The sequence below is a fragment of the Bradyrhizobium sp. CSS354 genome (genome assembly GCF_029051725.1).
Lineage (GTDB): Bacteria > Pseudomonadota > Alphaproteobacteria > Rhizobiales > Xanthobacteraceae > Bradyrhizobium.
Map to the genome: position 1 here is coordinate 26,131 of NZ_JAACFU010000005.1, position 14,443 is coordinate 40,573.

Consider the following 14,443-nt stretch of genomic DNA (forward strand, 5'->3'; position numbering starts at 1 on the left):
ATGTCACAGATCGCCTTGTCTGATCTCAATGCCGCGAGCTTCGATGATTTCGTGGCCGTACTTGAAAACGTGGTCGAGTACTCGCCTTGGATTGCCCAAGAAGCCGCGGCGCGCCGTCCGTTTGCCGGCATCAATTCACTGCTCGACGCGATCAAGGCGGCGATCGCGAGCGCTGAGCCCGAGGTGCAGCTGGCGTTGATACGCGCGCATCCCGACCTCGCGAACAAGACCCAGCGCGCAGCGGGACTCACGCCTGACTCGACTGCTGAGCAGAGCAGCGCTGGTCTAGACCGTCTGTCGGACACCGAATATGCGGCCTTCGAGCAGGCGAACGATGCGTATCGCGAAAAATTTGGTATCCCCTATATCGTCTGCGCGCGCCGGCACACCAAGGATTCCATTCTGCGTGACTTCGAGTCGCGACTGCAGAACATTGCCAAAACCGAGACACGCCGTGCGCTCGAGGAAATCTCCCGCATCGCTGCGCTGCGGCTGGACCAGCTCGTCAGTGCTGACGACAAGCTGAAAGTGCACGGTTGGCTCTCGACGCATGTGCTGGACAATCACGCCGGCAAGCCCGCGCCGGGCATTCGTGTCGAACTCGTCGAGCTCGCCAAGCTTGGCGAAAGCCGCGTGATCGCGCGCGCCGTCACCAACGCGGATGGCCGTACCGACCAGCCGCTGATCGGCGGCCGGCCGCTGCCGATCGGCCGCTACGAGCTCCGGTTTAGCGTCGCCAAATATTACGCCGAGCGCAACGTACCGCTGTCAGATCCGCCGTTCCTCGACGAGATCCCGCTGCGCTTCGCGATCAGCGAGCCGGAAAGCCACTACCACGTGCCGCTGCTGGTCACGCCCTGGAGCTATTCGACCTACCGCGGCAGCTAAACATGTTGCGCGGATGAGGCGACTGCTGCTGCATCCGCTTCCGCCGCAGCTCCTCCGCTCAACCCGTTGAAGAAAGCATTGAGCAGCACGGAGACGATCGCACAGAGCAGGATGCCGGACTCCAGCAGCGGCTGGAGATCGTGCGGCAAATTCCTGAAGAAGCCGGGTGCGGCGAGCGGGATCAGCCCGAAGCCGATCGAGATCGCGACGATGAAGAGATTGTAACGATTGTTGCGGAAGTCGACCGAGGTGAGGATGCGGGCGCCTGTCGCGGCGACCATGCCGAATATCACGAGGCCGGCGCCGCCGAGCACGACCAGCGGCACGGCCTCGACCAGCGCGGCGAGCTTCGGCAACAGGCCGAGCACGAGCATGATGCAGCCGCCCGTGACCGTCACCCAGCGCGAGCGCACGCCGGTGACCGAGACGAGGCCGACATTCTGCGAGAACGACGTGTACGGGAAGGTGTTGAAGATGCCGCCGAGCAGCGTACCGACGCCGTCGGCGCGCAGGCCTCGGCTCAGGGCTTCGCGGTCGACCGTCTTGCCGGTGATGTCGCCGAGCGCCAGGAACATGCCCAGTGATTCGATCATCACCACGACCATGACGACGCACATGGTGATAACTGGTACCAGATGGAATTGCGGCATGCCGAAGCGGAACGGGATCACGAGCGCGCCCCAGGACGCCGCAGCGAACTTGTCGAAATGCATCACGCCCAGGATGGTCGCGAGCACGGCGCCGGCGATGATGCCAAGCAGCACGGAGACGTTGGCGAGGAAGCCGGTGCCCCATTTGATCAGGCCAAGACCTAGCCCCTGCAACTGTCCGTAGGCCGGATTGGGAAAACTACCGACGACGCCGTCGACCACCTTCGTCAGCGTCGGCAGGCCGCCGCCGGCCCAGTTGATGCCGACCCGCATCAAGGAGATTCCAATGACGAGAATGATGCTGCCGGTGACGACGGGCGGGAACAGCGGCAGCAGCCGGCTGACGAACGGCGCCGCGACGATGCCGAACAGGCCGGCCGCGATCACCGAACCGTAGATGCCGAGCAATCCGATATCCGGCGCACTCGCCATCGACAGCATCGGACCCACGGATGCGAAGGTCACGCCCATCATCACGGGCAGGCGGATGCCGACGCCAGCAAAACCGAGGCATTGCACCAGCGTCGCAAGTCCGCAGGCGAACAGGTCGGCGCTGATCAGGAAAGCGACATCCTCCGGCGGCAGCTTCAGCGCGCGCCCGATGATCAGTGGCACCGCGACCGCGCCGGCATACATCACCAGCACATGCTGGAGCCCGAGCGCGAGCAGACGTGGAACCGGCAGGACTTCGTCGACGGGATGCACCTCGCTGGTCATGAATCAATCTCCCGAAATAGGCCTATCCAAATTTGTCGTGCAGCGCAGGAAACAGCCGGTCTGGCTTGAATGGCGGCGCAGTGAAGCGGATGCCGGTGGCATCGGCAATCGCGTTGCCGAGGGCGGCGGCGACCGGATTGTACGGACTCTCGCTCATCGACTTCGCGCCCAACGGTCCGATCGTGTCGGATGTCTCGGCGAAGAAGACCTCGGTGCGGGGCACGTCGGCGAAAGAGGGCAGGTGGTAGTCGCGGAATTTGGGGTTGGTGACGCGGCCGTCAGCGTCGATCACCATCTCCTCGTAGAGCGCGGCACCGAGCGCCTGCGCGACCCCGCCTTCGACCTGACCGCGGCACTGCATGGGATTGGCGACGACGCCGGCATCCGCCGCATGCACGCTCCTGAGAATCCGGAGCTCGCCGGTGCCCTTGTTTACGGCGACGCGAAAGCCTTGCACGTTGAAGCCGACCGAACGCGGCGTGCCGCCGGAATTGCCGGCGCCTGCGAACGGCTGTCCGCGTTCGCGCGCGAGCTTTGCCAGCTCCACAAAGGACATCCGCCGCACGCCACTGACGACGGCTTCGCCCTCGAGCGTGCAGCTGCCGACGTCGCAGAGCCATGCGCCGGCGGCGGCCGCCTTCAGCTCGGCCGCAAGCTGCATGGCTGCGGCATGCGTCGCCTTGCCGGCGACGAACATGCCGGCGCTGCCATAGGCGCCGGTGTCGTGGCCGCCATGGGCGGTATCGGACTGGCGCAGGCGGATGCGGTCGACGGTGGTCGCAAGCGTGGTTGCCGCGATCTGCCGGTGCACGGTGCTGGTGCCGTTGCCGAATTCGGCGGTGCCGACGGTGAGGTCGAAGCCGGCGTCGTCGTTGAGCGCGATCCTCGCATCTGCAAGATGGCCCGCCGGGGGCACCGTATCGATCATGGTCAGCGCGACGCCATCGCCGATCAGCCACTCCGGCGACAGGTCCGGCTGCGGGCCATCAGCCTGCATCGCGTGCTCGACGAGGTCGAGACACTGGTCGAGCCCGTAGGAGCCGTATTGCACGTCGTGAAATTCCGACGGCGGCGGCGACAGCATGGGATCGCCGGGCTTGACGACGTTGCGCCGGCGTATCTCGTAAGGGCTGATGCCGAGCTGCTTGGCCAGTTCGTCGATCGCGGCCTCGACAGCGATCAGTGTTTGCGGCAAGCCATAGCCGCGAAACGCGCCTGCCGGCACCGTGTTGGTGTAGACCGCGGTGCCGTCGACCCGCTTGTTCGGGCAATTGTAGACGGCGATGGACTCGGCCAGCGAGTGGAACATCACCGGGCCGGCGTGATTGCCGTAGGCACCGGTGTTGGAGAGCACGTCGAGCTGAAGCGCGGTAAGCTTGCCGTCCGCGTCTGCACCGGCCTTGACGTGGACCCGCATCGGATGCCGCGTCGAGGTCGCGATGAACTGCTCCTCGCGGGTGAGCTCCAGCTTCACCGGCCGTCCGGTCTTGAGCGCGGCGAGCGCCAGAATATCCTCGACGAACATCTCCTGCTTGCCGCCAAAGCCGCCACCGACGCGCTCGCAGAAGACGCGGACCTTGTCCATGGGAAGCTCGAAGATATCAGACAGCGCGCGCCGGGTCAGGAACGGCACTTGCGTCGAGGTGCGAACGTTGAGTACGCCGGAAGCATCGAGCCAGGCGAGGCCGCCATGGGTTTCCAGCGCGGCATGCTGCACACGGTGACTATGGAAGGTGCCCTCGAAGGTGACGGCGGATGTCGCGAGCGCAGCCGCCACGTCGCCGAATTCGCCATGCGTCTCCGCAGCGAGATTGCGCTGGGCGTCGGCGACGCGATTGGCGGTGGTGCGATCGGGATGAATAATGGGCGCGCCCGGCGCCATCGCCTGCTCCGGATCGATCAGCGCGGGCAAAATCTCGTAGCTGACCTTCAGCCGGCGGCACCCGTCCTCGGCGGCGGCTTCGCTGTCTGCGACCACGGCGGCGACCTTCTGGCCGATGAAGCGGACGATTTCGTCGAGGACACGGGTGTCCTCGGGATCCATCCAGTCCTTCTCATGCCGCGCGGTCGACATCAGAGTGGTTGGCGCATCCTCATGCGTCAGCACCGCGTGCACGCCGGGAACGCTCAGCGCTTCCGACGTGTCGATCGCGACGATCCTCGCGTGGGCGTGCGGTGAACGGAGCAGCTTGATATGCAGCAAGCCGTCAATCTGCGTGTCGAACGTGTAGCGCGCCTTGCCGCGCACGACATCGGGGCCTGCTGGCGCCGGCAGGCTGCGGCCGAATGCGGCGCCGGCCTCGACGCTCTCCTCAATATTGGACTTGCCGAGTAACGCATCCTCGATCGAACGATACCCGGTGCAGCGGCAGATATTGCCCTTCAGCGCCACGACGAGATCGGTGCGCTGCGCCTGGTTCAGCGAGGCGCAGGTCAGGATCATGCCGGGGGTGCAAAAGCCGCATTGAAAGCCCTGCGCATCGAGGAAAGCCCGCTGCATCGGATGCGCGCCGGCGTCTCCGCCCAGACCTTCGATCGTGGTGATGGCGCGGCCTTCGACGCGGAAGGCCGGGATCAGGCAGCTATGCACCGGCTCGCCGTCCAGCAGCACGGTGCAGGCGCCGCAATCGCCGGCGTCGCAGCCCTTCTTGACGCCGAAATGACCGAGCTCGCGCAGGAACGTGCGCAGGCACTGGCCGGCGCGCGGGCTCTGCGAAAACGGCTTGCCGTTGACCTCGAAGCTCATGACGGCGGCGCTCCGAGGAGTTCGTCACGGATCTCTTCGGCAAGCCGCTGTGTCATGTGCTTGCGCCAGAGCGGCTTGCCGTGGATGTCGGTGTGGTACAGATCGTCCGTGATCTGCTGCGCGATGGCGTCGCGAAGCGCTTTGGCGTCAGGTGGTTTGGGAAAGGACAATCGGATCGGCCTTACCGTCGATGCGGTGACCGTGAGCGTCAGCGTGCCATCGACATCCAGACTGCCGATCAGGAGCGCCGCCGAACGGCCGACCGGCGCCAGCGAGATCTGGCGAAAGACCGTACGACGCTTCAGCGCGGCGATCGGAATATCGATCTGCCGGAGCAGGTCCCCCGGCAGCAGAAGGTTGCGCTGGTTGCCGGTGACGAAGTCGACCACTGGCATCATCTGTTCGCCGCCGCCGGCCTTCCAGATGGTGCAGACGCCCTCCAGCGCAGCGGTGAGCGAGATCATCGGTCCCGCCGGCAGCGACATGCAGAGATTGCCGCCGACGGTCGCCGTCTTCCAGATCTTGAACGAAGCAAGGAAGGCGCGGCAGCACTGGTTGATCAGCGGCGCCGCGAGCCAGTCGGGTGGGCAGACGAATCCATCGAGCTGCGCAACGGTGCAGGTGGCCGCGATGCTGAAATGGCTCTCGGTGACCGTCAGTGCCGGCCACTTGAGGTCGGTGAGATCGATCAGCCGAGTCAGGTGAACTTGCGGCTCCGAGAACAACCAGGTGCCGCCCGCGAGCCAAGCATCACCTGGCGTCCAAACGGGCAGCTGCGTGCGCGTTTGCGGATGGGCGACCGCTGTGATGGTATTCAAGTCCATGGCGACGCCAACGCTTCCAATGAGTGAATCGAGCCAGGAGAAAGTCTTGCAAGACGAGCGCCAAGTCGCAACAACAAGTCGCAGCAAAAGCGCCATCAGGCCGGTACCTGCCTTGCAGGCCTGTCGTCAGCGGATGTGAGGAGGAGCAGGTTCATGAACGACGCAAAGCCGATCTGGATCAGGGATCCCCTGGCTATCCTCGCCGATGGCGCCGAGCGCGGGATCGTGGTGAAAGGCGGCCAGATCATCGAGCTGGTGCCGGCCGGCGCTGCGCCCGCAACCGCTGACGTCGCGGTGTTCGATGCCGGCGACCACGTCGTGCTGCCGGGCCTCATCAACACCCACCACCATTTCTACCAGACGCTGACGCGGGCGCTGCCGGCGGCGATGGACCGCGAGCTGTTTCCCTGGCTCCAGGCGCTCTATCCGGTGTGGGCGAAGCTGACGCCAGATGCGCTCGATCTCGGTGTCACGGTGGCGATGTCTGAACTGCTGCTGTCGGGCTGCACCACCACGACGGATCATCACTACGTATTTCCGGCAGGGCTCGAAGACGCCGTCGATATCGAGGTGGCGGTGGCCAGGCGGCTCGGCGTGCGCGTGCTGCTCACGCGCGGCTCGATGAACCTATCGCAGCGCGACGGCGGTTTGCCGCCCGATAGCGTCGTGCAGGATGAGGACACCATACTCGCGGACAGCGCGCGCGTGGTCGGCAAGCACCACCAGCGCGGCGCGGATGCGATGGTGCAGATCGCGCTCGCACCTTGCTCGCCCTTCTCGGTGTCGACGTCCCTGATGCGCGCCACCGCCGATCTCGCCGACAAGCTCGACGTGCGCCTGCATACACATCTTGCCGAGACCGAGGACGAGAACAGGTTCTGCCAAGAGATGTTTGGCTGCCGTCCGCTCGACTATCTCGAACAATGCGGCTGGCTCAATGCGCGGACTTGGCTCGCCCATGGCATCTTCTTCAATGCAGACGAGATGAAGCGGCTCGGCAAGGCGAAGACGACGATCAGTCATTGCGCCTGCAGCAACCAACTTCTGGCCAGCGGCTGCTGCCCCGTCTGCGAGATGGAGGAGGCCGGTGTGGGCATCGGCATCGGCGTCGATGGCTCGGCCTCGAACGACGGATCGAACCTGATGCAGGAGGTGCGGGCCGCGTTCCTGCTGCAACGGGCGCGCTACGGCGTCACGAAGGTCAGTCACAAGGATGCGCTGCGCTGGGCCACCAAGGGCTCGGCGGCCTGCGTCGGCCGGCCGGAACTCGGCGAGATCGCCGTCGGCAAGGCGGCCGATCTCGCGCTGTTCAGGCTGGACGAGCTGCGCTTCTCCGGTCACGGCGATCCCCTGGCCGCACTGGTGCTGTGCGGGGCGCATCGGGCCGACAGGGTGATGGTGGCAGGAAAATGGGCCGTAATCGACGGCGCGATCCCCGGCCTTGATGTGGCAGACGTCATCCAGCGCCACAGTTCGGCGGCGCGGGCCATGCAGGCCGGATAATATCCACGCAAAATAAAAATAAAAAGAGGGGGCGACCACAAGTGCCGGGTGCTTCTGGCCACCCCCTCCGAACCTGTTCCGGGAGGAGCAGGTGATCTAGGCAATGCAAGAAGCGTGCTACTTGCCCGGCAGCTTGTCGTCGATGCCTTTGACATAGAAATTCATGCCGAGGATCTGGCCGTCGTCGAGATTGGCGCCGCCCTTGCACTCGACAGGTTTGCCGTCCTGCCCAAGGACTGGGCACTTGAACGGATGCAGCTTGCCCGCGGTGATCGCGGCCTGGGCATCCTCGGCGATCTTCTTCACGTCGTCAGGCATGTTGGTGTAGGGCGCCATCGCGAACATGTGGCTGTCGAGGCCGCCCCAGCTGTCCTCGGATTTCCAGGTTCCGTCGAGCTCGGCCTTGACGCGGGCGATGTAATAGGGACCCCAGGTGTCGAGGATCGAGGTCAGCTGGGTCTTCGGCCCGAACTTGATCATCTCGGAATCCTGGCCGAAGGCGAGCTTGCCGCGTTCGCTGGCGATCTGCATTGCCGCCGGCGAATCCGTGTGCTGCATGATGACGTCGGCACCCTGGTCGATCAGCGCCTTGGCGGCGTCGGCCTCCTTGCCCGGGTCGAACCAGGTGTTGGCCCAGATGATCTTGACCTTGATGTTCGGGTTGATGGTCTGCGCGGCGAGGATCGTTGCGTTGATGCCGGAGACGACCTCGGGAATCGGGAACGAGCCGATATAGCCGAGCACGCCCGACTTCGACATCTTGGCCGCGATCAGGCCCTGGATGTAGCGGCCCTGGTACCATTTGGCCGAATAGGTCGACATGTTCGGGTTGCGCTTGTATCCGGTCGCGTGCTCGAAATGCACGTTCGGATATTTCTTCGCGACCTTCAGCGTCGGATCCATGTATCCGAACGAGGTGGTGAAGATCAGCTTGTTGCCGGCGCGGACGAGCTGCTCGATGGAGCGCTCGGCGTCCGGGCCTTCAGGCACGTTTTCGAGAAAGGTGGTCTCGATCTTGTCGCCGAGCTCCTTCACCAGCGCCTGTCGTGCCTGCTCATGCTGATAGGTCCAGCCGAGGTCGCCGACCGGGCCGAGGTAGATAAAACCGACTTTCAGCTTGTCGGCGGCGGAGGCTGCACTGACGCTCCCGGCAAGCAAGAGCCCGGCAGCCAGCGCAAGAAGTGATTTCCTCATCATCAATCTCCAAACATCAGGGGAAAGCCACGATCCGCAACGTGTGCGCCCCATCGCACACGGCGCGGAAATGAAACGTTAGCGGTCAGGCACGAACACGGTGCCGAGCGCAGCCGGTGCGGTCGATCCGCCCGTGCGCGCACGGGAGAGCAGGACCAGAACGATGACGGTCGCAAGGTAAGGCAGCGCCGACATCAACTGCGAGGGAATGCCGACGCCCCAGCCCTGCGCGTGCAGCTGCAGGATCGTCACCGCGCCGAACAGGTAGGCGCCGACCACGAGGCGGCCTGGCCGCCAGGACGAAAACACCACCAGCGCCAGTGCGATCCAGCCGCGACCCGCGGTCATGCCCGGAATGAAGAAGGGCGTATAGGCGAGCGGCAGATAAGCGCCGGCAAGCCCGGCGCAGGCGCCGCCGAACATCACGGCGATGGTTCGGATCCGCAGTACGGGGTAGCCGAGTGCATGCGCAGAAACGTGGTTGTCGCCGCAGGCGCGCAGGATCAATCCTGGCCGCGTGCGGTACAGGAACCACCAGACGCCGACGACCAGCGCCAGCGAGAAATAGACGAAGGCGTCCTCGCCGAACAGCACGCGGCCGATAAGCGGAATATCCGTGAGACCGGGAATGTTGAGATGCATCGCCGGCGTGATGCGTTCGCCGACGAAACCGGCGCCGATCAGGCCCGAGAGTCCGACGCCCAGGATGGTCAGCGCCAGCCCTGTCGCAACCTGGTTGACTGCAAGCCCGAGCGCCATCAACGCGAAGACCAGTGACATCAACGTGCCGGCGACGATGCCGAACAGTGCGCCGATGAAGATCGAGCCGGTCAGCCACGCACCTGCAAAGCCAGACGCGGCGCCGATGATCATCATGCCCTCGACGCCGAGATTGAGCACGCCGGAGCGCTCGGTTACGAGCTCGCCGGTCGCCGCAATCAGGAGCGGCGTCGAGGCGGCGAGCACTGCGAGAATGATCGCTTCAATGAGTTCCACGAGCCACCTGTCGGTTCGGGAAGACCAGCTTGAAGCGATAGAGAATGAGGGAATCGCAGGCGAGCACGTAGAACAGCAGGATGCCTTGAAATACCTTGGTGACGTCCAACGGAATCTTCATCGCGATCTGCGCCTGCTCGCCGCCGATAAAGGTCAACGCGAGAAAAAGGCCTGCAATTAATATCCCAAGGGGGTTCAGCCGGCCGAGAAAGGCGACGATGATCGCCGTAAAACCGTAACCCGGCGAGATGCCGGGCTGGAGATGCCCGACCGGACCCGCGACCTCGATGATGCCGGCGAGGCCCGCCAGCGCGCCCGAGACGGCGAAGGTCAGGATGATCAACTGGTTGGAATTGAAGCCGCCGAACCGCGCGGCGCGGGGCGCCGCACCGACCACGCGAATCTCGAATCCCTTGATGGTGCGCCCGAGCAGGATCGCCACCGCGGCGACGACGAGAAGGGCGATGATGGAGCCGAGATGCAGCCGGCCGCCTTCGATCAGCAGCGGCACCGTTGCGACCGGATCGAATTCGGCCGTGGTCGGGAAGTTGAAACCGTGCGGATCGCGCCAGGGGCCGCGCACGAGATAGTCGAGGAAGAGATCGGCGACATAGACCAGCATCAGGCTGGTCAGGATCTCGCTGGCGCCGAACTTGACCTTGCAGATTGCCGGGATCAGCGCATAGAGCGCGCCTGCGGCGGCGGCGAGCACAAGCATGACCGGCAGCACCCACGCGCCGGCGTCGGTGCCCTGCGTCTTCACCGCAATCCAGCTTCCGGCGACTGCACCGATCAGGAACTGCCCTTCGGCGCCGATGTTCCAGGCATTGGCGAGATAGCAGAGCGACAACCCGATCGCGATCATCACCAGCGGTGTCGCCTTCACCGCGATTTCCTGGAGCGAATAGCTGTCGGTCAAAGGCGCAATGAAATACGCCTGCAGGGCGAGCAGCGGATTCTTGCCGAGAATCGCGAACAGGATGACCATGGTCACGATCGTGAGGCCGATCGCGATCAACGGAGAGATCAGTGCGATCGTGTTGGAGCGCTCGGCGCGCTTCTCAAGCACCAACTGCATGCGCGGCCTCCTTCGGTTCCAGCGTGCTGCCGCCCATCAACAAGCCTAGTCTTTCGCGCGTCGCCTCGCTGGTGGCGAGCGGCGCAGACAGATGGCCATGGAACATCACGGCGATGCGGTCGGCGATTTCCGCGAGTTCGTCGAGGTCCTGGCTGGTCACGAGCACGGCGGCGCCTGCCGTTGCGAGATCAAGCAGCGCCTGGCGGATGACGGCGGCCGCGCCGGCGTCGACGCCCCAAGTCGGCTGGCTCACCACCAGCACCGCGGGATTGCGCAGGATCTCGCGTCCCACGATGAATTTTTGCAAATTGCCGCCGGAGAGGGATGCTGCTTCCGGATCGCGCTTGGCCTTGCGGACGTCAAACGTCTTGGTTGCGCGGTCGACAGTCTTCAGAGTGGCCGCAGTATCGATGAAGCCGTGGTGGACCATGCCGCTGGCGGCGTGCCCGGTGAGCAGCGCATTCTCGGAAAGCTTCATGCGCGGCGCCGTGCCGTGGCCGAGCCGCTCCTCCGGAACGAAGGCCGCGCCGAGCTTGCGGCGCTGCGTGATCGAGAGATGGCCGGCAGCAAGGCCTTCGATCACGATCGTGCCGGGATCCTTCGAGAGGCGTTCGCCGGACAGCGCGGCGAACAGTTCGTCCTGGCCGTTGCCGGCGACCCCGGCGATGCCGAGGATCTCGCCGCCTTTCAGCTCGAACGAGATGTGCTCGAGCCGCACGCCATGCGCCTCGCCCGGGGCGAGCGAGAGGTCGTTGACGACGAGGCGCGGCACGGTGGTCTGCCGGCCGGCGGCCGCCTTCACCTCCTTGATCTCGCCGCCGACCATCATGCGCGCGAGCGACGCGGCGGTCTCAAGCCTTGGATTGCAGGTCTCCACCTTCTTGCCGCCGCGCAGGATCGTTGCCGTGTCGCACAGGCGCTTCACCTCTTCGAGCTTGTGGCTGATGTAGAGGATGGCGCGACCTTCGGCCTTGAGCCGCTCCAGCACGACGAAGAGCTGGTCGGCTTCCTGTGGCGTCAGCACTGCGGTGGGCTCGTCAAGGATCAGGAATTGCGGATCCTGCATCAGCGCGCGAACTATTTCGATGCGCTGGCGCTCGCCGACCGACAATTGCCAGACCTCGCGTTTGGGATCGAGCGGCAATCCATAAGTCTTCGACACCTGCTCAAGCCGCGCCGACATGTCCTTGAAGGATTCTTTCCCGTCGAGGCCGAGTGCGACGTTCTCGGCGACGGTGAGATTGTCGAACAGCGAGAAATGCTGGAACACCATGCTGATGCCGCGGCTGCGCGCTTCCGAGGGACCGGACTGCACGATCGGCTGGCCCCGCCAGCAAATCTGGCCGGCGCTGGGCTGGATCAGCCCGTAGATCGCCTTGACCAGCGTCGACTTGCCGGCGCCGTTCTCGCCGAGCAGCGCGTGGATTTCCGTTGGCCAGATGTCGATGTCGATGGAATCGTTGGCGAGGAAATCGCCATAGCGCTTGGTGAGCCCGATCGTCCTGAAGAGCGGGGACTCGCCGGAATGCAGGCTGTTAGCCGTGGGATCCAACATTCGCTGATGCGCTTGCATGGGATGAAGTGCCTCAATACTGGGCTAGTTTGAACCGTCGCGTAAGGTGTGAAAAAGCGTCATCCCTTGCTCAACGCTTCGGCAGCCAGGTGGTGTCGGCGAGTCGCGGCTCTCGCCGGGCGGCGATCGTCCTCAAATGCCTCCCGAACAGCCTTTGCAGTCCCGGCTTGCGCGTGCCGCCTGTTGCAAATTTGTGACGGATCAAACCAAATCGGAACCCGCTATGCAGGCTTGATGTGAAGTTGAGCAGAGACGCGCCATCACGCGTATGCATTTGCGAACACCGCGACAGTCGCTTCCGCCGCTCCTGTCTGCCTTGCCCGCTCGACATGAAAAGGGAGCGAAATCAAATGGAATTATCCGGCAGTGGCCGCTCTCGCCTGACCGCGTGGTGGTGAGGTTGGCCTTCCGAATCCGCCGGTGAAGCGCAGTGCTCTGTGCAAACAAGCGGCATGCCTTGAAACAAGTTGAGGCTTCTCACTCCTGGAGATCGGCGCAAGTGTCGCACCCAAGGGACGTTCATTTTTACGTGTCCAAACTTGGGGGTATTCGGATGTCGTTTCGTATGAAGGCAATTGCGGCGGCGGCGCTGTCACTTGCTACGCTCGCTACCGGTGGCCTGGCTCAGGCAGCCGACTTGCCGGTCAAGGCTGCCAAGAAGGCGGCGGACCTTCCGTTCTTCCTGGTGATCGACGACCGCGTCACCTTCTCCTATATCTTCAATGCGTCGCAGCCCGGTGCGTTCACCAACACCAACGGCGTGATCAACGCCAAGACGACGAAGCAGGTCTACTCGTTCACCCACTTCGATGCCTGGACCTACGGCACCAACTTCTTCACCATCTCGATGTTCAAGTCGGACCACAACGATCCGGCCGGCCCCTGTACCGCCACAGGCGTGGTCGTTTCGCCGGCTGCGGGCTTCGCAGCGACGCCGACGAGCTGTGCCGGCGCGACAGAAATCTATGGCCTGTTCCGCTCGACCTTCGGCTGGAACGAGATCTTCAACACCAAGGCCTTCACCCAGGGGCCGCTGCATAACATCTCGTTCGAGGTTGGCATGGATGCCAACACGGAGAACCGGTATTTCGGCGCCGCCAAGCGCGACGTTGTCGCCGGTCTGCAGTTTGCCTTCGATCTTCCCTACAAGGGCTACTTCAACGTCGCGCCGCTGGTGTACTGGGAGTTCGCCAACCACAACTCCTTCTCGCAGTGCGGCGCCGGTTGGTCCGCGCCGTGTATTGCCGACGGCAACACGTCGTTCAAGCCGACCTGGGCGATCGAAACCAACTACTATATGGACCTCGGCTTCCTGCCGCAGAACATGCAGTATTTCTCGATCAGCGGCCGCGCGGCGTGGTACGGCAAGAAGGGCACAGACACCGAGCCGCTTCCCGCCAGCGTTGCCAACAACGTCTACCCGACCAAGGTCGAGTTCAATTCCGAGCCGATCCGCCTGACCCTCGATGCCTCGAAGGCGATTTGGGGTGAGAAGTACTCGCACTTCGTGGACGTCTGGGTCGCCTATCGCTACTGGCAGAACAAGTTCGGCCTCGATCACAACAATGCCTTTGCGTGCACCACTTTCGTCGGTGGTACGAAGGTGAGCACCGGATCCTGCACCGAGTCCTCGCTCTACTCGGGTATCACTGTGAAGTTCTAACCACCTGACATTCTTCAGGTGAATGACGATGACGCCGCGTCAAACCTCCGCGGCGTCATCTTCGTTTGTGGGATGGGCTGGGTACCTTCAGGCGGCCCTTCGGTGAGCGCGGGGCGGAGGCCACCTACTTCGTCCACACGCCGTCGTGCAGCGCTTCGGCCTCGTCTTCGAGCAGCGGCCCCGCAACGTCTGTCGGCCGCTGGCCCCTGGTAAAGACCTCGCGACAGGGCAGGTTGAGCGTCGGGTTCTCCGGATGATCGCCGGTGATGTCGCGCAGGCGGTGCTCGCTGAGGCCATAGACGACACGGCCGATGCCGGCCCAGTAGATCGCGCCCGCGCACATCGCGCAAGGCTCGGCGGAGGAATAGAGCGTGGCCTTCGCCAGAACCTCGCGGCCGAGCGTGCGGCAGGCCTGAGTCGCGGCGAGGCGCTCGGCATGCGCGGTGCCGTCGTGATCCGGCATGTAGCCGTTCTCGGCTTCGATCAGGACCTTGCCTTCGGCATCGACGACGATGCAGCCGAAGGGATGGTTGCCGTGGGTGAGGGAACGGCGGGCGACCGCGAAGGAGAGGCGGAGGAAGTGCTCGTCGCGCTCGGACCCGCCGCTCATC

At 64.3% G+C, this 14,443-nt stretch carries 11 protein-coding genes; 3 read left to right on the forward strand and 8 right to left on the reverse strand.

Translation table 11 applies throughout. The annotated features are described in order from the left end of the window. Complete coding sequence (gene uraD, locus GWG67_RS13050) at positions 1–888, forward strand: 2-oxo-4-hydroxy-4-carboxy-5-ureidoimidazoline decarboxylase (RefSeq protein ID WP_275169734.1); 888 nt, start codon at positions 1–3, stop codon at positions 886–888. Here the strand turns inward: uraD and GWG67_RS13055 are convergent. The 3 genes from GWG67_RS13055 to GWG67_RS13065 are packed head-to-tail and all read right to left on the reverse strand — an operon-like array spanning position 885 to position 5,825. Continuing rightward, the gene (locus tag GWG67_RS13055; RefSeq protein ID WP_275169735.1) at positions 885–2,255 is read right to left on the reverse strand and encodes a nucleobase:cation symporter-2 family protein; all 1,371 of its coding nucleotides are present in this window, start codon (positions 2,253–2,255) and stop codon (positions 885–887) included. The genes uraD and GWG67_RS13055 overlap by 4 nt on opposite strands. 22 nt (positions 2,256–2,277) lie before the next feature. Next, positions 2,278–5,001 (reverse strand): molybdopterin-dependent oxidoreductase, encoded by a 2,724-nt coding sequence (locus tag GWG67_RS13060; RefSeq protein ID WP_275169737.1) that lies wholly within the window; start codon positions 4,999–5,001, stop codon positions 2,278–2,280. Further along, positions 4,998–5,825 (reverse strand): FAD binding domain-containing protein, encoded by an 828-nt coding sequence (locus GWG67_RS13065; protein WP_275169738.1) that lies wholly within the window; start codon positions 5,823–5,825, stop codon positions 4,998–5,000. Before GWG67_RS13065 ends, GWG67_RS13060 begins: the two co-directional genes overlap by 4 nt. Before the next feature lie 153 nt (positions 5,826–5,978). Here GWG67_RS13065 and GWG67_RS13070 point away from each other — a divergent pair, with 153 nt between their 5' ends. Continuing rightward, positions 5,979–7,328 carry an 8-oxoguanine deaminase gene (locus GWG67_RS13070; protein ID WP_275169739.1) on the forward strand — a complete coding sequence of 450 codons (1,350 nt, stop codon included), beginning with the start codon at positions 5,979–5,981 and terminating at the stop codon, positions 7,326–7,328. Between the two features lie 117 nt (positions 7,329–7,445). Here the strand turns inward: GWG67_RS13070 and GWG67_RS13075 are convergent, their stop codons facing one another. The 4 genes from GWG67_RS13075 to GWG67_RS13090 all read right to left on the reverse strand — a co-directional run bounded on the left by GWG67_RS13075 (position 7,446) and on the right by GWG67_RS13090 (position 12,151). Next, positions 7,446–8,522 carry a BMP family ABC transporter substrate-binding protein gene (locus GWG67_RS13075; RefSeq protein ID WP_275170189.1) on the reverse strand — a complete coding sequence of 359 codons (1,077 nt, stop codon included), beginning with the start codon at positions 8,520–8,522 and terminating at the stop codon, positions 7,446–7,448. Between the two features lie 78 nt (positions 8,523–8,600). Continuing rightward, positions 8,601–9,518, reverse strand: coding sequence for an ABC transporter permease (locus GWG67_RS13080; protein WP_275169741.1), 918 nt, complete (start codon positions 9,516–9,518; stop codon positions 8,601–8,603). Beyond that, positions 9,505–10,596: an ABC transporter permease gene (locus tag GWG67_RS13085; protein ID WP_275169743.1), complete on the reverse strand. Its 1,092-nt coding sequence runs from the start codon at positions 10,594–10,596 to the stop codon at positions 9,505–9,507. The genes GWG67_RS13080 and GWG67_RS13085 overlap by 14 nt, the downstream gene beginning before the upstream one ends. Beyond that, positions 10,580–12,151, reverse strand: coding sequence for an ABC transporter ATP-binding protein (locus tag GWG67_RS13090; RefSeq protein WP_275169745.1), 1,572 nt, complete (start codon positions 12,149–12,151; stop codon positions 10,580–10,582). The genes GWG67_RS13085 and GWG67_RS13090 overlap by 17 nt, the downstream gene beginning before the upstream one ends. A gap of 571 nt (positions 12,152–12,722) precedes the next feature. On the opposite strand from GWG67_RS13090, the gene GWG67_RS13095 reads away from it, so the two are divergent. Further along, a complete protein-coding gene (locus GWG67_RS13095) occupies positions 12,723–13,832 on the forward strand; it encodes a hypothetical protein (protein ID WP_275169747.1) in 1,110 nt (369 codons plus the stop codon). 124 nt (positions 13,833–13,956) lie between these two features. Here GWG67_RS13095 and GWG67_RS13100 read toward each other — a convergent pair whose 3' ends face one another. Continuing rightward, positions 13,957–14,442: a nucleoside deaminase gene (locus GWG67_RS13100; RefSeq protein WP_275169749.1), complete on the reverse strand. Its 486-nt coding sequence runs from the start codon at positions 14,440–14,442 to the stop codon at positions 13,957–13,959. Between the last annotated feature and the right edge of the window lies 1 nt (position 14,443).